This window comes from Paenibacillus sp. (assembly GCF_035645195.1).
In the GTDB taxonomy this organism is placed as follows: Bacteria; Bacillota; Bacilli; order Paenibacillales; family YIM-B00363; genus Paenibacillus_AE.
Map to the genome: position 1 here is coordinate 61,278 of NZ_DASQNA010000052.1, position 16,409 is coordinate 77,686.

At 62.6% G+C, this 16,409-nt stretch carries 20 protein-coding genes; 15 read left to right on the forward strand and 5 right to left on the reverse strand.

All coding sequences use genetic code 11. The features are described 5' to 3' along the window. Positions 1-3: 3 nt before the first annotated feature. From VE009_RS26970 to VE009_RS27020, 11 genes are all read left to right on the forward strand, one after another. On the forward strand, positions 4-1,080 hold the full coding sequence (locus tag VE009_RS26970) for a M42 family metallopeptidase (RefSeq protein WP_325013207.1): 1,077 nt from the start codon (positions 4-6) through the stop codon (positions 1,078-1,080). A 15-nt stretch (positions 1,081-1,095) separates the two neighbouring features. After that, positions 1,096-2,295 (forward strand): formate-dependent phosphoribosylglycinamide formyltransferase, encoded by a 1,200-nt coding sequence (purT, locus tag VE009_RS26975; RefSeq protein ID WP_325013208.1) that lies wholly within the window; start codon positions 1,096-1,098, stop codon positions 2,293-2,295. A gap of 188 nt (positions 2,296-2,483) precedes the next feature. Next, complete coding sequence (locus VE009_RS26980) at positions 2,484-3,674, forward strand: copper amine oxidase N-terminal domain-containing protein (protein WP_325013210.1); 1,191 nt, start codon at positions 2,484-2,486, stop codon at positions 3,672-3,674. Between the two features lie 179 nt (positions 3,675-3,853). Beyond that, entirely contained in the window at positions 3,854-5,056 is a 1,203-nt protein-coding gene (locus VE009_RS26985) for an ornithine--oxo-acid transaminase (RefSeq protein ID WP_325013212.1), read from the forward strand. A gap of 49 nt (positions 5,057-5,105) precedes the next feature. Next, on the forward strand, positions 5,106-6,659 hold the full coding sequence (gene pruA, locus VE009_RS26990) for an L-glutamate gamma-semialdehyde dehydrogenase (RefSeq protein WP_325013243.1): 1,554 nt from the start codon (positions 5,106-5,108) through the stop codon (positions 6,657-6,659). 25 nt (positions 6,660-6,684) lie between these two features. After that, positions 6,685-7,608 (forward strand): proline dehydrogenase family protein, encoded by a 924-nt coding sequence (locus VE009_RS26995; protein ID WP_325013245.1) that lies wholly within the window; start codon positions 6,685-6,687, stop codon positions 7,606-7,608. A 42-nt stretch (positions 7,609-7,650) separates the two neighbouring features. After that, complete coding sequence (gene rocF, locus VE009_RS27000; protein WP_325013214.1) at positions 7,651-8,559, forward strand: arginase; 909 nt, start codon at positions 7,651-7,653, stop codon at positions 8,557-8,559. 90 nt (positions 8,560-8,649) lie between these two features. Next, positions 8,650-9,288 (forward strand): SGNH/GDSL hydrolase family protein, encoded by a 639-nt coding sequence (locus tag VE009_RS27005; RefSeq protein ID WP_325013216.1) that lies wholly within the window; start codon positions 8,650-8,652, stop codon positions 9,286-9,288. Positions 9,289-9,387: 99 nt separating this feature from the next. After that, a complete protein-coding gene (locus tag VE009_RS27010; protein WP_325013218.1) occupies positions 9,388-9,600 on the forward strand; it encodes a hypothetical protein in 213 nt (70 codons plus the stop codon). Positions 9,601-9,605: 5 nt separating this feature from the next. Further along, positions 9,606-9,947 (forward strand): bacillithiol system redox-active protein YtxJ, encoded by a 342-nt coding sequence (gene ytxJ, locus VE009_RS27015; protein ID WP_325013220.1) that lies wholly within the window; start codon positions 9,606-9,608, stop codon positions 9,945-9,947. Further along, entirely contained in the window at positions 9,947-10,462 is a 516-nt protein-coding gene (locus VE009_RS27020; protein ID WP_325013222.1) for a metallophosphoesterase, read from the forward strand. The genes ytxJ and VE009_RS27020 overlap by 1 nt, the downstream gene beginning before the upstream one ends. Here the strand turns inward: VE009_RS27020 and VE009_RS27025 are convergent. Genes VE009_RS27025 through VE009_RS27035 form a run of 3 tightly spaced genes read right to left on the reverse strand, consistent with a single transcriptional unit; the run spans position 10,444 to position 12,144 of the window. Further along, the gene (locus tag VE009_RS27025) at positions 10,444-10,959 is read right to left on the reverse strand and encodes a DMT family transporter (RefSeq protein ID WP_325013224.1); all 516 of its coding nucleotides are present in this window, start codon (positions 10,957-10,959) and stop codon (positions 10,444-10,446) included. The genes VE009_RS27020 and VE009_RS27025 overlap by 19 nt on opposite strands. Beyond that, on the reverse strand, positions 10,956-11,681 hold the full coding sequence (locus VE009_RS27030; RefSeq protein ID WP_325013227.1) for a Crp/Fnr family transcriptional regulator: 726 nt from the start codon (positions 11,679-11,681) through the stop codon (positions 10,956-10,958). Before VE009_RS27030 ends, VE009_RS27025 begins: the two co-directional genes overlap by 4 nt. Before the next feature lie 37 nt (positions 11,682-11,718). After that, positions 11,719-12,144: a DMT family transporter gene (locus tag VE009_RS27035; RefSeq protein WP_325013229.1), complete on the reverse strand. Its 426-nt coding sequence runs from the start codon at positions 12,142-12,144 to the stop codon at positions 11,719-11,721. 219 nt (positions 12,145-12,363) lie between these two features. Here VE009_RS27035 and VE009_RS27040 point away from each other — a divergent pair, with 219 nt between their 5' ends. The 3 genes from VE009_RS27040 to VE009_RS27050 all read left to right on the forward strand — a co-directional run bounded on the left by VE009_RS27040 (position 12,364) and on the right by VE009_RS27050 (position 14,783). Beyond that, entirely contained in the window at positions 12,364-12,927 is a 564-nt protein-coding gene (locus VE009_RS27040) for a hypothetical protein (RefSeq protein ID WP_325013231.1), read from the forward strand. Positions 12,928-13,313: 386 nt separating this feature from the next. Beyond that, the gene (locus VE009_RS27045) at positions 13,314-14,276 is read left to right on the forward strand and encodes a thymidylate synthase (protein ID WP_325013233.1); all 963 of its coding nucleotides are present in this window, start codon (positions 13,314-13,316) and stop codon (positions 14,274-14,276) included. A gap of 15 nt (positions 14,277-14,291) precedes the next feature. After that, positions 14,292-14,783, forward strand: a complete 492-nt coding sequence (locus VE009_RS27050; RefSeq protein WP_325013235.1) for a dihydrofolate reductase — start codon at positions 14,292-14,294, stop codon at positions 14,781-14,783. 64 nt (positions 14,784-14,847) lie between these two features. On the opposite strand, the gene VE009_RS27055 is transcribed toward VE009_RS27050, so the two are convergent. After that, positions 14,848-15,192: a hypothetical protein gene (locus VE009_RS27055; RefSeq protein ID WP_325013237.1), complete on the reverse strand. Its 345-nt coding sequence runs from the start codon at positions 15,190-15,192 to the stop codon at positions 14,848-14,850. A gap of 152 nt (positions 15,193-15,344) precedes the next feature. Between VE009_RS27055 and VE009_RS27060 the strand changes: the two genes are divergently transcribed. Then, on the forward strand, positions 15,345-16,244 hold the full coding sequence (locus VE009_RS27060; RefSeq protein ID WP_325013239.1) for an SDR family oxidoreductase: 900 nt from the start codon (positions 15,345-15,347) through the stop codon (positions 16,242-16,244). 67 nt (positions 16,245-16,311) lie between these two features. On the opposite strand, the gene VE009_RS27065 is transcribed toward VE009_RS27060, so the two are convergent. Beyond that, the gene (locus VE009_RS27065) at positions 16,312-16,407 is read right to left on the reverse strand and encodes an IS3 family transposase (protein WP_414694752.1); all 96 of its coding nucleotides are present in this window, start codon (positions 16,405-16,407) and stop codon (positions 16,312-16,314) included. Positions 16,408-16,409: the final 2 nt, after the last annotated feature.

Genomic DNA, 16,409 nt, shown 5'->3' on the forward strand with positions numbered 1-16,409 from the left:
CTCTTGAACGAACGAACGTTGGAGTTGTTTCGGACGCTGACGGAGCTGCCCGGCGCGCCGGGCTTCGAGCAGGATGTGCGGCGGTTCGTGCGCGAGCAGCTGACGCCGCTGTCGGAGGAAATCGTGACCGACCGGATCGGCAGCATTTTCGGCGTGAAGCGGGGAGATCCGAACGGGCCGGTCGTCATGGTGGCCGGGCATATGGACGAGGTCGGCTTTATGGTCACCGGCATCACCGACAAAGGCATGATCAAGTTCGCGCCGCTCGGCGGCTGGTGGAACCAGGTGCTGCTCGCCCAGCGAATGCAGATCGCGACGAAGCGCGGGCCGGTCGTCGGCGTCGTCGGCTCGACGCCGCCGCATTTGCTGGACGAGGCGTCGCGCAATAAGCCGGTCGATATCGGCCACATGTTTCTCGACATCGGGGCGGACGACCGCGCGGACGCGGAAGCGATCGGCGTCGTCATCGGCCAGCCGATCGTGCCGATTTGCCCGTTCACGCCGCTCGCCAATCCGAAGAAGATTATGGCGAAGGCGTGGGACAACCGGTACGGCGTGGGCCTTGCGATCGAGCTGATGCGCGAGCTGCAGGACAAGGCGCATCCGAACGTCGTCTACTCCGGAGCGACGGTACAGGAGGAGATGGGGCTGCGCGGCGCCGAGACGGCGTCGAGGCTCGTCAATCCGGACGTCGCGTTCGTATTGGATGCGAGCCCCGCGAACGACGCGTCCGGCGACCGCTCGGCGTTCGGCCAGCTCGGCAAAGGGGCGCTGCTGCGCATCCTCGACCGGACGATGATCACGCATCGCCTCATGGTGGAGTTCGTCCGCGACACGGCGGAAACGCATAAGATTCCGTACCAGTATTTCGTCTCGCCCGGCGGCGGGACGGACGCGGGCCGCGTCCATCTGTCCGGCGCGGGCGTGCCGACGGCGGTCGTCGGCATCCCGGCGCGCTACATACATACGGCCGCGGCGATTATTCATACGGACGATTACGCGGCGGCGAAGGAGCTGCTCGTGAAGCTGGTGACGACATGCGATCGGTCCGTCGTCGATACGATGTACAAGAACGAATAGGAGGACGAAGACGACATGGCGAAGGAAGATTCGAGATACGCGCCGTACGGCTCCCCGCTGTCGGGGAAGGCGCGCAAAATGATGCTGCTCGGCTCGGGAGAGCTCGGCAAGGAGGTCGTGATCGAGGCGCAGCGGCTCGGCGTCGAGACGATCGCGGTCGATCGGTACGAAGGGGCGCCGGCGTTCTCCGTCGCGCATCGATCGTATGTGATCGACATGCTGGACGGTGCGGCGCTGCGGGAGCTGATCACGCGGGAGAAGCCCGATCTGATCGTGCCGGAAATCGAAGCGATCGCGACGCCGACGCTCGTCGAGCTGGAGCAAGAAGGCTACGTCGTCGTGCCGACGGCGAACGCCGCCCGGCTCACGATGGACCGCGAAGGCATTCGCCGGCTCGCCGCGGAGACGCTCGGTCTCCCGACGGCGCGGTACGCGTTCGCCGATTCGCTGGACGAGCTGCGCGCGGCCGTCCAGGATATCGGCACGCCGTGCGTCATTAAGCCGATCATGAGCTCGTCCGGCAAAGGGCAGTCCGTCTGCAAGACGCCGGACGACGTCGAGGCGTGCTGGAACTACGCCATGGAGGGCGGCCGCGCAAAGAAGGCGCGCGTCATCGTCGAGGAGTTCATTCGCTTCGACTCCGAAATTACGATGCTGACCGTCCGGTCCGCGTCCGGTACGACGTTCTGCCCGCCGATCGGTCACGTGCAGAAGGACGGCGATTACATCGAATCGTGGCAGCCGCATCCGATGAGCGCGGAGCAGCTCGCCGAGGCGCAGCGCATCGCGGCGACGGTGACGGAGGCGCTCGGCGGCTACGGCATTTACGGCGTGGAGCTGTTCCTCGCGCCGGACAAGGTGTACTTCAGCGAGGTGTCGCCGCGCCCGCACGATACGGGCCTCGTGACGCTCGGCACGCAGGACTTGTCCGAATTCGCGCTGCACGTCCGCGCGATTCTCGGCTTGCCGGTGCCGACGATCCGGCTGCTGACGCCGGGCGCGTCCCGGACGCTGAAGGCGGTCGACAGCCGCGATGCGTTCGTCGTCGCCGGGCTCGATCGAGCGCTCGCGCTGCCGAATACGCAGGTGCGCGTCTTCGGCAAACCGGTGACGATGCCGGGACGCCGCATGGCGGTCGCGATCAGCACCGCCGACACGGTAGAGGACGCGCGGGCGGTCGCCGCCGACGCGGCGGGAAGCCTCAGCATCGAATAAAGCAAGGGACGGAAGAACAGCCGCAGGGGATAACCTGCGGTTGTTTTTTTTTGTTGGTATGAATTGGAATTCGTCCCTGGGCAACCTTCGAATCGCGTCACTCGTTAAAGTTAGGAAGACGGCTGTTTCGCAGCAACCTTTCGCAATCATTCAAGCAGCGTTAAACATTCATGAAAAGGGGATTAATTATGAAAAAGAGAATTCTAGCAGCCGTCCTCATGTCCTGCGCCCTCGTCGCGCCGGGAGCGGCGGAGGCGGCCGCGAAGCCGGAGTCGGACCGAATCGGCATCGTCTTGAACGGCAGCAAAGCGGCATATGAAGCCAGCTATCAACCGTTCATCCAAGCCGATCGCGTGCAGGTGCCCGTGCGGTACTTGTTCGAATCGTTCGGCGCAGAGGTTCGCTACGACGCGTCCACGGGAACGGTCTACGCCGATGCGGGCGATATGACGCTGACCGTCAAGACGGGCTCGACGTCTATGACCGTCGACGGACGCAGCGTGAAGCTCGATTCGCCGGCGACGATCCGCGGCGGCCGCATGTTCGTGCCGATTCGCGCGATCGGGGAAGCGCTCGGGGCGAACGTCGGCTGGAATGCGAATACGCGGGAGGTTCGCGTAGGGAGTCCGATCGTTCGAGGGTCCGCCGTAAGCCCGGAATCGCTGGACGCCGACACGGCGGCGCGCGCGCGGGCAATGTCCGCTTACGAGACGGCGGTCGTCGCGCTAACCGCATATTATAAGGGACAAACGCCTTCAGGTTTCGCCGTATCGCCGGAGTTAGCCGCGAATTGGCAGGCGGAACAAACCTACGAAAAGGTGTGGGCCCAGTACGGAAGCGTAAAGGAAGAGCAAGGCCGCCATGTCGTAGAACTGTTGATGATCGGTCAAGATCGAAACGGAGCGCTTCGAACGATCGGAGCGGACGTCGCCGAAGTGACGCCGATGGCGGAGTCGGCGGGTTACGCGCTGACCGGGCTCGGCCATCTGGAGCTGCCGGCGCCGACCGGCGCCGCGAGCGTGTGGATCGGCCGCGGAGCCGATTCGTCAATCGCCCCGCAGAACGTAACGGCGGACATGCCGGCACCGATCGAACAAGACGGAACGCTGCTGCTGCCGGCGGAGCTCTTGAACCGATTCGGCACGGTCGCGGTCCGAAGCGACGGGACGTATACGCTGACGCTGCGGGACGGAAGCGCCAAGACGCTGCCTGCTTCGCGCAGCGGCGGGAAAGCGTATATATCGATCGAGGCTTTGACCGAAGCGTTCGACGGACTGACGATTCGAGACTTACAAGAAACGATCGAGTATCAAGTGGATTGGAACGAAGCCGCACGCCAAGTGCTTATTCAGATCGAATCGAACCACCCGGTCGGTTAACGAATTCCGCCGCCGACGCCGCCGATGCGAAAGCATCGGCGGTTTTTGCGTCCCCAAACGCTTTCCCGTTGATGCAATGCATACAAAAAGTAAGCGGCTAAAAATCGTTGTGGTTTGATCGGCGGGGAATGACGTATGATAACAGTATATACCAGCCATCCGAAAGGAGTTGTCCGGGCATGCGTTCGTCAGGAACGATCATCGAGACGACCGAACGAATCGGGGCGCACAACTATCATCCGATTCCCGTCGTCATCGAACGAGGGGAAGGCGTCTGGGTGTACGACCCGGAAGGCAACCGCTACATGGACATGCTAAGCGGTTATTCGGCGCTCAACCAAGGGCATCGGCATCCGAAAATCATCGCCGCGCTGAAGGAGCAGGCTGACAAAATCACGCTCACTTCGCGCGCGTTTTACAATGAACCGATGGCCCGATTTTACGAGAAACTGTCCGCCTACACCGGGAAATCGGCCATATTGCCGATGAACACGGGCGCGGAGGCGGTGGAGACGGCGCTCAAGGCGGCCCGGCGATGGGCGTACGACGTGAAGAAGGTGCCGGACGATCAGGCGGAGATTATCGTCGCCGCCGGCAACTTCCACGGGCGGACGATCGCGATTACGTCGTTCTCGTCGGACCCGTCGTACCGCCGCGGCTTCGGCCCGTTCGCGCCGGGGTTTCGCATCGTGCCGTACGGCGACCTTGACGCGCTGCGCGAGGCGATGACGCCGAACACGGCGGCGTTCCTCGTCGAGCCGATCCAAGGGGAAGCGGGCATCGTCATCCCGCCGGACGGCTATCTCCGGGAGGCGAAGCGGCTGTGCGAGGAGCGGAACGTCCTGCTCCTCGCCGACGAAATTCAAACCGGCTTCGGGCGAACGGGCCGGCCCTTCGCTTGCGATTGGGAAGGCGTGACCCCGGATATGTACATTATGGGCAAGGCGCTCGGCGCCGGCGTATTGCCGGTGTCCGCCGTGGCCGCGGACGCCAGCATCCTCGGCGTGTTCGAGCCCGGCTCCCACGGCTCGACGTTCGGCGGCAACCCGCTCGCCTGCGCGGTGGCGGTCGCGGCGCTCGAGGTGCTCGAGGAAGAGCAGCTCGCCGAACGGTCGAGAACGCTCGGGGAGGCGTTCCTCGCCCGGCTGCGGCAGCTTACTTCGCCGGCGATTCGAGAGGCGCGCGGCCGCGGGCTGCTCATCGGGCTGGAAATGAACGGCAAGGCAAGACCGTACTGCGAAGCGCTCATGAAGCTTGGCCTGCTGTGCAAGGAGACGCACGAGAACGTCATCCGGTTCGCGCCGCCGCTCGTCGTGACGGAGGAGGAGCTGGACTGGGCGTTCGTCCGCATCGAGCAAGCGCTGCGCGAGGTGTCCGGCTGACGGCCCCCGCCGGCATATATATAACGGTAAAGGAGAGGATCTTATGACTATGATTCCTTATCATCCAGAACCGTTCACCAATTTCACGAACCCGGAGGAGGCGCGCGCGTTCGACGAAGCGCTGCGCAAGGCGCGCGCCGAGCTCGGCCTGCGCGTCCCGCTCGTCATCGGGGGGCGGCGCATCGACGCCGAGCGGACGACGACGTCGATCAACCCGTCCCGGAAGGACGAAGTCGTCGGCATCGTCGCGAAGGCGGATCGGGACCAAGCCGATCAGGCGGTCCGCGCCGCGTACGACGCTTACAGAACTTGGTCGAAAACGTCCCCCGAGGCGCGAGCGGCGCTGCTGTTCAAGACGGCGACGATTCTGCGCCGGCGCAAGCACGAGTTCAGCGCCTGGCTGACGATCGAAGCGGGCAAAGTGCGGGCCGAAGCGGACGCGGACACGGCGGAAGCGATCGATTTCATGGAATATTACGGCCGCCAAATGGTCGCGATGGCGAAGCGCGCGAACGATCTTCTCGTGCCGATGCCGGGCGAAGACAACCGGCTCGAGTACATCCCGCTCGGCGTCGGGCTCGTCATTCCGCCGTGGAACTTCCCGCTTGCCATCATGGTCGGCATGACCGTCGCCTCCATCGTCGCGGGCAATACGGTCGTGCTGAAGCCGGCGAGCACGACGCCGGTCATCGCGTACAAATTTTTCGAAATGCTGGAGGATGCGGGCCTGCCGCCGGGCGTCGTCAATTTCGTCCCCGGCAGCGGATCCGAAATCGGCGACTTCCTCGTGACGCACCGGCTGACGCGGTACATCGCGTTCACAGGCTCGCGCGAAGTCGGCCTGCGCATCCACGAGCTGTCGGCGAAGGTCGGAGAAGGACAAATGTGGCTGAAGCGCTACATCGGCGAGATGGGGGGGAAGGACTCGATCATCGTCGACCGCGACGCGGATCTCGAGGAAGCGGCGAAAGGCATCGTCGCCTCCGCATTCGGCTTCTCCGGCCAAAAATGCTCCGCCTGCTCCCGGGCGATCGTCCACCGGGACGTGTACGACGAGGTGCTGAACCGCGCCGTCGAGCTGACGAAGGCGCTTTCGATCGGCGACGCGGCCGACCCCGGCTGCTTCACCGGCCCGGTCATCGACGAGTCGGCGTACCGGAAAATTCTCGACTACATCGACATCGGCAAAGGCGAAGGACGTCTCATGACCGGCGGCGGCGCGCCGATGGCGGAGAAAGGATATTTCATCGAACCGACGATTTTCGCGGACGTCGATCCGTCGGCGCGGCTCATGCAGGAGGAAATTTTCGGGCCGGTGCTCGCGTTCGCGAAGGCGAACGACTTCGACCATGCGCTAGAGATCGCGAACAACACCGAATACGGCCTTACCGGCTCCGTCTACACGCGGAACCGCGAACATATCGAGCGCGCGAGGACCGATTTCCACGTCGGCAATTTGTATTTCAACCGCAAGTGCACGGGCGCGATCGTCGGGGTGCATCCGTTCGGCGGCTTCAACATGTCCGGCACCGATTCGAAGGCGGGCGGACCCGATTATTTGCTGCAGTTCACGCAGCTGAAGCTGAGCTCGGAAAAATTGTGACGAAAGCGGGGAGCGGACCATGGCGCTGGACAACATGCTGCGGAGCGCGGTGCTGTCGGTGGCGGGCAATCGGGCGGTTCGGTCGTTTTTCCGGAAATACGGGATGCGCCTCGGCGTAGCCCGCTTCGTCGCGTCGGAGCAGCTCGAGGCGGCGCTCGACGTCGTGCTGCGGTTGAACCGGCAAGGGCTGATGGTGACGCTCGATTATTTGGGCGAGAGCGTCACCGACCGCGCGCTCGCCGAGGAAGCGGCCGATCAGGCGGTTCTCACGCTGCGGCGCATCGCGGAGCGGAAGCTAAACGCCAATGTATCGGTGAAGCTGACGCAGCTAGGCCTTACCATCGATCCCGCGTTCTGCGAATCGATGATGTCGCGCATTCTCGACGAAGCGGCGCGGACCGGCAATTTCGTACGGATCGACATGGAGGATTCGTCCGTCGTGCAGGCGACGGTCGATCTGTTCGAGAAGCTGCTGAAACGGTACGGACCGAAGCGGGTCGGGCTCGTGCTGCAGGCGTATTTGTACCGCACGCAGGCGGACCGGGAGCGGCTTGGATCGCAAGGCGTCAATGTGCGCATCGTGAAGGGCGCTTACAAGGAGCCGAAGGAGGTCGCGTTCCCGCGCAAAAAAGACGTGGACGCGAATTACGTCCGGCTCGTCGAAGCGCACCTTGCGCAAGGCTGCTACACCGCCGTGGCGACGCACGACGAAGCGATCATCAAGCAGACGATTCACTACGCGCGCAAGAAAGGAATCTCGCCCGAGCGCTTCGAGTTCCAGATGCTGTACGGCATCGCGGGCGAGCTGCAGCTCCGCCTCGTGCGGGACGGGTATCGCGTGCGCGTGTATACGCCGTTCGGGGAAGCGTGGTACCCGTATTTTACGCGACGCATCGCCGAACGTCCCGCCAATCTATGGTTCGTGCTGAAAGGCATGTTCCGCGCGTAATCGGCAATCGTAGATCCAGTAAACGTTCCAGGAGGGAAACCTATGCTAGCAACGAAACCAGACGCGATTTCGCTGATCGGCGTGCCGATCGACCTCGGCGCCGGGCGGCGCGGCGTCGATATGGGGCCGAGCGCCATCCGGGTAGCCAACGTGCAGGAGAAACTGGAACGGCTCGGGTATGCGGTGTACGACGAGGGCGATCTCGTCGTCCGCCGCCCCTCGGGCTATGGCGAATACGGGCCGGGGCTGAAGTTTTTGGACGAAATCGCCCGCGTCTGCGGGGAGCTTCAGGAGCAGGTGGCAGCGGCGATCGCCGCTCGCCGGTTCCCGCTCGTGATCGGCGGCGACCACAGCCTCGCGTTCGGTTCCGTCGCCGGCGTGCTCAAGCATCGGCCGAAGCTCGGCGTCATTTGGTTCGACGCGCATGCGGACCTCAATACCGAGCAAACGTCGCCGTCCGGCAACATTCACGGCATGTCGCTCGCCGTCGCTTTGGGCCGGGGGCATCCGCACCTGACGTCCATTGCCGGCGGCCGGGTCGTCGACCCGTCCAAGGTCGTCCTCATCGGCTCGCGGTCGGTCGATCCGGGCGAGCGGGAGCTGATCCGTTCGCTCGGGATCAAATCGTTCACGATGCACGACATCGACCGGCTCGGCATGACGCGCGTGATGGAAGAGACGATCGCCATCGTCGCGGACGGTACGGACGGCGTCCACCTCAGCCTCGATTTGGACAGCTTGGACCCCGAGGACGCGCCGGGCGTCGGCACGCCGGTCATCGGAGGGATCACGTATCGGGAGGGACATCTCGCGATGGAGCTGCTGTCCGAGGCGGGCTGCGTCGTAAGCGCCGACGTCGTCGAGGTGAACCCGATTCTGGACCATATGAACAAGACGGCGAAAGTGGCGGTCGAGCTCGTCGCCTCCTTGTTCGGCGAAAAAATCGTCTAACCGCGAAAAAAAGTACGAGTCCGACAAGCCCATTTTTCCCGCGAATGAATACCATGGAGTAAAGTTCTGGGCTTGTAGGAGGAATGCGGCATGACGAAACCGATCAAATACGCGGCCGTCGGCGATTCGCTGACGTTCGGCACCGGAGCGCCGGAGAACAAAGGATTCGCGAGCGTCGTTCAGCAGCTGTGGAGCGAGCGGCTCGGGGCCGACATCATCCGCCGCACGTACGCGGTCGTCGGCGCGACGACCGGAGAAACGCTGGAGCGGCTGCTGACGAACGCGGAGATGCGCAAAGCGATCGCCGAGGCCGACATCGTTACGCTGACCGCCGGCGGCAACGATCTCATTCGCGCCGCCATGCGGATGTACATTCAAGGGGAAACCCGTTCAATGAAGCCGGGGATGCGCGTATTCGCGAACGCCTACCGCGATTTGCTGAGCGAGCTCGCCGCCGTCCATCGGACGATGGAGCGTGAGGACGCCCGCATCGTCGTCGCGGATTGCTACAACCCGTTCCCGCAGGTGCGCGACGCGGTGTTGTGGATCAGCTTCGTCAACCGCTGCATCCACCGCTGCGCGGCGGCGTACGGCGGCCGCGTGCTCGTCGCCCGCGCGTACGACGCATTCCTCGGTCGAGAGACCGATTTGTTCGCGGACGACGGCGTTCACCCGAACGAAGCGGGGCACCGCGTGCTCGGCGAATGCGTCGCCGACGCCCTCGCGTGAATGGAGGCGGGGGCTGCGGAGGCGCCTTTCGTTGAAACGACTGCCGGATTGCACTACAATGAATAGCAGAAGTGCAATCCGGTTTCAGGCGGGGGAGGCGTGTCGAGAACGATGGAGACCAGCCGGAAGACGGAGCCGCGCAACGCGGATGTCGTGCCGCCTTGTCCGATTTGCGGCTTCTCGATGAAATGGTGGATGGCCAAGTGGAAATGCTTCAACTGCGGGCAATGGAGCGGCTGCTGCGGGGACGAAACGAGCGACCCGGGCGGGCTCTGGTGCGAAGCGGTGTCGAACAGACGAAAGGACGGATGAACGCAATGGCGCAATATCGGGAGATTACGACGGAAGCCGAATGGGCGGAAACATTGGAGGCGTCGGCGGCGAGGCCGGTGCTCGTGCTGAAGCACAGCACGCGATGCCCGGTCAGCAGCGCGGCGCTCGAGGAATACGAGGCTTACTTGCAGGACAAGCCGAAGGAAGACGTCGATTACGTGATGGTGAAGGTGATCGAATCTCGGCCGGTTTCGAATAAAATCGCGGAGGATTTGAACGTCAAGCACGAATCGCCGCAAATGATCTTGATCAAAGACAAAGCGAAATATTGGGCGACGTCCCACTGGTCCGTCACGAAAAAGCATATGCAGGCGGTCCTCGACTAATGAAGGGGGCGCCGTTCCGCATCGGCGTCGTTTCCGACACGCATATGTTTTCGCGCGGAGCGAAGCTGCCCGACGAGCTGCTGCGCGGCCTCGCCGGCGTCGATCTCCTGCTGCACGCGGGCGATTTCACCGATCCGGCGGTCGTGCCGCTGCTTACGGCGATCGCGCCGCTCGAGGCGGTGGCGGGCAACAACGACGGACTGGACATCGTCCGCCGCTTCGGCTACCGCAAAGTGATCGAAGCCGGCGGCAAGCGGATCGGGCTCGTGCACGGGCACGACGGTCCCGGCCGCTCGACGGAGGCGAAGGCGCGGCTCGCGTTCCGCGACGAGGCGGTCGACATCGTCGTCTTCGGCCATTCCCATGTGCCGCACTACGAGCTGGCCGACGGCGTGCTGCTGTTCAATCCCGGCTCGCCGACGGACAAGCGGTGGCAGCGCCAATATTCGTACGGCATTATCGAGATCGGAGAGCGGATCGCGGCCGTGCATCAGTTTTACGACGACAAGTCCTGATTCCTTCTCATTGACATCGAAAGCGGTGCCGCGGGTCGCGGCCCGCTTTTTTGCGCGGCGGCGCTTCCCGCGAGCTTGAACACGACGACGCCGGCGGCGATCAGCGCGACGCCCGCCAGCTGCCGGGGGGTGAGCGGGATCCGCGTCAGTCCCATCCAGCCCGCAGCGTCCCACCACATCGCGCAGATCAGCTGCGAAATCATCATCAACGATACCGCGAACGTCGGATCGATCCGACGCGTCGCCTGGACGACGCATACGACGACGCCCACGCCGAGCAGCCCGCTGAACCCGTACCACAACTTCATGTTCTGCAGATCGAACAGACGCGGTCCTTCGAGCAGCAGCCCCAACGCGAAGGAAGCCGCGAAGCCGAGCCCCAAGACGAGGGTCGTCGTCGACCAGGTGCTTGCCCGCTCGTTCACCTTTTTGTTAAAAATGTTTTGCACGCCGACGAGCGCCCCGGCAAGGGCGGCCCATAATAAGCCTTGCATCATATGCGGGTTCCCCTCTCCAAATCTTGTTCATAGATGTTATAATGCGCTTTTTCCCGCAGCTTTTCCCGGTCTCTGATGAGGACGGCGTCTCGTTTGCGCTCGATCAGCCCCTCGTCCGTAAATTTCCGCAGCACCCGGTTCACGTGCCGGTAACTCGTACCGATCATGTCGGCAGCATCCGCTACGTCGGCCCCGTGCAGCGTCCCGCTCGAGGCTCCGTCGGTTTCGTCGGGAGAGACGGACAGCAAATAACTGGCCAGCCGCACTTCTACCGGATAAATCAAATTCAAGTTCATCGCCCGCGACTTCAACCAAAACTTCCGAGTGACGATCTCCAGCAAAAATCGCAGCAGCGGCGCATGGTCGCCGGCATACTCCTTCAACGATTGGTAGGAAACCCGGAGCATGACCGACGGCGACACGGCTTTCACGGTGTTCATGATGTCGATGTTTTGGACATACTCGATGTCGCCGATCAGCTCCAGCGGCGATTTGAAGGAGACGACGAGCGTCTTTCCTTCGGCCGACGTATTGTACACTTTGATTTTGCCTTTCGCCAATACATAAAGATGCTTCGCGGGCTCGCCTTGCGCGCAAATCGTTTCGCCCTCGGCGAAGCGGCAGAGCGCGATATGCGGAAGAAGGGCGGGCGGGAACAGGCGGTTCAGCCCATGCAGCCGCAAATAGTGATCGCGTTCCTCCGAAGTTTGTCGTTCCGTCATCGGATCAGCCCCCTCGTGTTTCCCTTCGTACCTAAGTTTATAATTTGAGCAGCAGCACGCCGGCGACCATCAGGCCGATGCCGAGGAAGTGAGGCAGCCGCATGCGCTGCTTCGGGATGCCGAACCATCCGCGTCCTTCGATGAAAAACGTGACGCACAGCTGGGCGATGAGCACCGCCGCGACCGAAAGCGTCAAACCCACGTGGTTGATGGCGGTGACGTTGCCGAAGATAACGATCGCCGCAAGCGCCCCGCCGGAGAGGTACGCCGGGCGCACCTGATTCAATGCCCGCCACTGGCCGTCGCGCACGATCAAGTATACGAGCAGCGCGGCGACGAATCCGGTGAGCTGCGTGAGCGACGCGGCCTGCCATGTTCCGATATCCCGGCCGATCCGGGCGTTGGCCGCCCCCTGCAGCGCGATGAACGCGCCGCCCATAATGGCGAATATCCAACCTTTCATCCCTTTAACCGCTCCTTCGTCTTTTCAGTCTTCCCCTATTAAAAGGCCGCCGACCCTTCGTTGAAAAGGACATATGTCCTAAACCGAAAGAAATTCGAGCGATCGGAGGTTTCGCGCGCGGGGCTTACGCATATTTTCCGCGGCTTGGCCGATCGCACAAGCCCTACCCTCGTCCGCCTCCATACAATGAAACGAGCATCAATGGAGGAGGGATGGAATATGAACATTCGCAGCGGATCGAAAGGCTTCGCAAGGCCGGCGCCGCGCGTCAAAGCGAAACGGATCCCGAGAGCGCAAATCATGGCGATCTACCGGGAGCAGGTGCTGCGCAACAGCAAGAAGCCGATGAAAAGCGTATTCGTAAGCCAGCGCAATTTCCGCCTCGGGACGAGCGACGATTGGTCGAACGCGACGGAAATCGAACGAAACCCGGCATGGGTCGATATCGATGGGGCGGACTACGTTTGGAGCTCGAGAAATTTGAGCGCGGAGGTCGCCGTCGTTTCGGAGCGGTTCAATCTGAGAGGGGACATCGAGCGAGGCAGACTGCAGCTGGCCGTCGACAACTACGCCGTTGTGCTGATCAACGGCAGAATCGTCGTTTACGACGAGCCTCAAGCGCAGGTGTCTTTCTTTAATCCGGGCCGCACGTTCAACGTGAGACGGTTTTTGCGGCGCGGACGCAACGACATCGTCATCATCGCGTTCAACTTCGGAGGCCCGCGGACGGCCGACAACCCGGGCGGCGTCGCCGCTCGGTTGGACGTTCGGCTGGACGACTAACGCGTACGAAGAAGCCCGCTGCCGCGACGGCGGCGGTTCCTCTTCGGCTGGACGGAGGAACGGGGAGCGCATGCGCTCCCCGTTCAACGTCCCGTCGAATGTCGCGGCGTCTTTTCCTCGTAGGACAAGCATGGCTTGCCGGAGGAGGAAAGGACGGCCGCGCTGGGCATATATTTGGTTTTGAACCCGTACGCCCTGCAGCCCTTCGGAAAATTCGGATCCCAGGTCACGTAATAATGCGCGCATTTCGTGCAGTTGATTCGTTTCGTATCGTTCATGAGAACCCCTCGCGGTCTGATCAATTTCGATTATATGCGGTTCCTCGCGTCGGGGCAACCTGCTATAATAGGATGATAGATTTCAATTGAAAGCGCGGAGGAAAAGACATGAGCGGGAGCGAACAAACGTATCTGGGGCTGTTGCGGCATCTGTTGGAGCACGGCGTCAGGAAATCGGACCGGACGGGAACGGGGACGATCTCCGCGTTCGGATACCAAATGCGATTCGATTTGAACGAAGGGTTTCCGCTGCTGACGACGAAGCGGGTGTCGTTCAAGCTGGTCGCGAGCGAGCTGCTGTGGTTCATGAAGGGCGACACGAACATCCGGTATCTGCTGCGGCATAACAACAACATTTGGAACGAATGGGCGTTCAAAAAATGGGTGGAGAGCGACGAGTACGACGGACCGGATATGGCGAATTTCGGCCACCGCGCCCAAGAGGACGACGCGTTCCGGGCGCAGTACGAGGAGCAGATGGAGGCGTTCAAGCGGCGCGTGCTCGAAGACGACGCGTTCGCGGCGAAATACGGCGAGCTCGGCAACGTGTACGGCAAGCAGTGGAGACGGTGGGAGACGTCGCGGGGCGAGACGATCGACCAGCTTCGGGGCGTCATCGAGGACATCAAGCGGACGCCGGATTCCCGCCGCTTGATCGTGACGAGCTGGTCGCCGGAGGACGTCGCTCCGGATCGGGCGGCGCTGCCGCCGTGCCATACGCTCTTTCAGTTTTACGTAGCCGAAGGTAAGCTGTCGTGCCAGCTGTATCAGCGGAGCGGCGACACGTTCCTCGGCATTCCGTTCAACATCGCGAGCTACGCGCTGCTGACGCATTTGATCGCGAAGGAGTGCGGCCTCGGCGTCGGGGAGTTCGTGCACACGATCGGCGACGCGCATATTTACGTCAATCATCTCGAGCAGATCCGAACGCAGCTGTCGCGCGATCCGCGGCCGCTGCCGACGCTGACGCTCAGCGGCGCGAAAACGTCCGTATTCGATTACGAGCTCGAAGACCTCGTATTAGAAGGATACAACCCGCATCCGGCGATCAAAGCGCCGGTGGCGGTATAAAGGAGAGATCGGGAGATGGCGGTGGAAATCGCGCTGATCAGCGCCATGGACGAGCGGCGGAATATCGGACGCGGCAACAAGCTGTTGTGGCGGCTTCCGGAGGATATGAAATTTTTCCGCCGAATGACGAAGGGGCATCCGGTCATTATGGGCCGACGCACGTTCGAATCGATCGGCAAGCCTCTGCCGGGCCGGCGCAATATCGTCTTGACGAGAGACGCCGCGTTCGCTTACGAGGGAGTCGAAACGGCGGGGTCCGTCGAGGAAGCGCTGGCGCTCGCGGGCGACGCGACGCGCGTGTGCGTCATCGGCGGAGGCATCGTGTACGAAGCGTTCCTTCCGCTCGCGAACGTGATGTACTTGACCCACCTCGATCACGTATGGGAGGGCGACGCGCGCTTCCCGGCTTGGAACGAAGCCGAATGGAAGGTCGTCTGGGAAGAAGACGGACCGATGAATCCGGATAATCCGTACTCGTACCGGTTCCGCGAATATCGGAGAGCATAACGACAACATGCCGCCTCGGCCCCTTCGGATAGGGAACGCGGGCGGCATTTTCTTTCATCTCGGTTTAGGCTTTCGCTTCGCCGGCGCCGGCGATCGCCGCGCGGTGCGCGAAATATTCGGGGATGGCGATCAGACCTCCGGCCAGCAGCGCGCCGACCCAGGAGACGTAGCTGCCGGCGAACACGAACTGCGCGACGTACAGGCCGAGGGCCGCGGTCGCCGCGTCCGCCGCCGTCGTCAGCCAGAGAGTGCCGCGCCGCAGCATGAACGATTCCATCAGGAGCCCGATCGCGGCGAGCGCGAGGCCCGTCCATACCATCGCCCAGACCGAGGAGAAAAACACGTCCGCCATCATGATGTCGGCCAATCCGACCAGCGCGGGAACGAGAATGAACTTGAGCAGAAGCATGGGGAACACCGCTCCGTTTCCGTAAAGTGGTATTCACACTATTGACCGAAATTGGGCCTTTTATGCAGAGCCGATGCGGCGAACCGTTCCGCGGCAGGCGAATATACTGGGAAAAACGCCTATCGGCAACCGCTCAGGAGGCTTTCCCGAATATGTATCCCGTCTACACGCCTATCGGCAAAGAAGTGAAATGCGAGGAGCGGCCGGTGCTGTTCCCGCCGCAGCATCAGCATCGGCAGCCCGGCTTCGAATCGATCATGGTTCCGCGGCCGATCGCGGAAAATCCTCATTATGCCGCAGCGGGGAAGCTGCGAGGCAAAACCGCGATTATAACGGGCGGAGATTCCGGCATCGGCCGCGCGGTCGCGTACGCGTTCGCGAAGGAAGGCGCGAACGTCACGATCGTCTATCTCGACGAGCACGAGGACGCGCTCGAGACGCAGCGGCGCGTGCGCGACATCGGCGCAGGCTGCCTGCTCGCCCCGGGGGACGTTCGCAGCTCGGCGTTCGCCGAGGAGGTCGTGCAGCGCACGCTGCAAACGTTCGGCGGCGTCGACATCCTCGTGAACAACGCCGCTTACCAGCCGTTCCAGCCGACGATCGCGACGCTGTCCGACGAGCAGCTGGAGACGACGTTCCGGACGAACATGTTCGCGTACGTTTATTTCGCCCGCGCGGCCGTCCCGTTCATGAAACGGGGAAGCGCGATCATCAATACGGCGTCGATCGTCGCGTATGCCGGCAATAAGGATCTGCTCGATTACACCGCGACGAAAGGGGCGAACGTCGCGTTCACCCGTTCGCTCGCGCTTCAGCTCGTTGATGCCGGCATACGCGTCAACGCGGTGGCTCCCGGACCGGTGTGGACGCCGCTCACCGTCGCGACGTTCCCGGCCGAGCGCATGAAGGAATTCGGCCTCCAGACGCCGATGAAACGCGCCGCGCAGCCATACGAAATCGCGCCGGCATACGTATATTTGGCATCCGACGATTCCAGCTACGTGACGGGACAGACGATCCACGTCAACGGCGGCATGGCGGCCGGATCGTAATAAAAAGGCCACCGCGCATCAAGCTTTGGTCATAGCCCCGTCAAGTAGACAGTAAGAAAAGAGTATGTTAAGCGGCGATCGTTTCCCTGTATTCGACTGGGGAGCGGTCGCCGAGTTTTTTCTGAAAACGTTCGGTGTTGTAGTACAAGATGTACTCAGCAATTT

Bases quoted from the DNA above. Each gene is read 5' to 3' on its own strand.
- pruA (WP_325013243.1), top strand. From the start codon at position 5,106: ATGATTCCTTATCATCCAGAACCGTTCACCAATTTCACGAACCCGGAG.
- VE009_RS27060 (WP_325013239.1), top strand. From the start codon at position 15,345: ATGTATCCCGTCTACACGCCTATCGGCAAAGAAGTGAAATGCGAGGAG.
- VE009_RS27035 (WP_325013229.1), bottom strand. From the start codon at position 12,144: ATGAAAGGTTGGATATTCGCCATTATGGGCGGCGCGTTCATCGCGCTG.
- VE009_RS27045 (WP_325013233.1), top strand. From the start codon at position 13,314: ATGAGCGGGAGCGAACAAACGTATCTGGGGCTGTTGCGGCATCTGTTG.
- VE009_RS27050 (WP_325013235.1), top strand. From the start codon at position 14,292: ATGGCGGTGGAAATCGCGCTGATCAGCGCCATGGACGAGCGGCGGAAT.
- VE009_RS26980 (WP_325013210.1), top strand. From the start codon at position 2,484: ATGAAAAAGAGAATTCTAGCAGCCGTCCTCATGTCCTGCGCCCTCGTC.
- VE009_RS27040 (WP_325013231.1), top strand. From the start codon at position 12,364: ATGAACATTCGCAGCGGATCGAAAGGCTTCGCAAGGCCGGCGCCGCGC.
- VE009_RS27020 (WP_325013222.1), top strand. From the start codon at position 9,947: ATGAAGGGGGCGCCGTTCCGCATCGGCGTCGTTTCCGACACGCATATG.
- VE009_RS27030 (WP_325013227.1), bottom strand. From the start codon at position 11,681: ATGACGGAACGACAAACTTCGGAGGAACGCGATCACTATTTGCGGCTG.
- ytxJ (WP_325013220.1), top strand. From the start codon at position 9,606: ATGGCGCAATATCGGGAGATTACGACGGAAGCCGAATGGGCGGAAACA.
- rocF (WP_325013214.1), top strand. From the start codon at position 7,651: ATGCTAGCAACGAAACCAGACGCGATTTCGCTGATCGGCGTGCCGATC.
- VE009_RS26985 (WP_325013212.1), top strand. From the start codon at position 3,854: ATGCGTTCGTCAGGAACGATCATCGAGACGACCGAACGAATCGGGGCG.
- VE009_RS27025 (WP_325013224.1), bottom strand. From the start codon at position 10,959: ATGATGCAAGGCTTATTATGGGCCGCCCTTGCCGGGGCGCTCGTCGGC.
- VE009_RS27055 (WP_325013237.1), bottom strand. From the start codon at position 15,192: ATGCTTCTGCTCAAGTTCATTCTCGTTCCCGCGCTGGTCGGATTGGCC.
- purT (WP_325013208.1), top strand. From the start codon at position 1,096: ATGGCGAAGGAAGATTCGAGATACGCGCCGTACGGCTCCCCGCTGTCG.
- VE009_RS27005 (WP_325013216.1), top strand. From the start codon at position 8,650: ATGACGAAACCGATCAAATACGCGGCCGTCGGCGATTCGCTGACGTTC.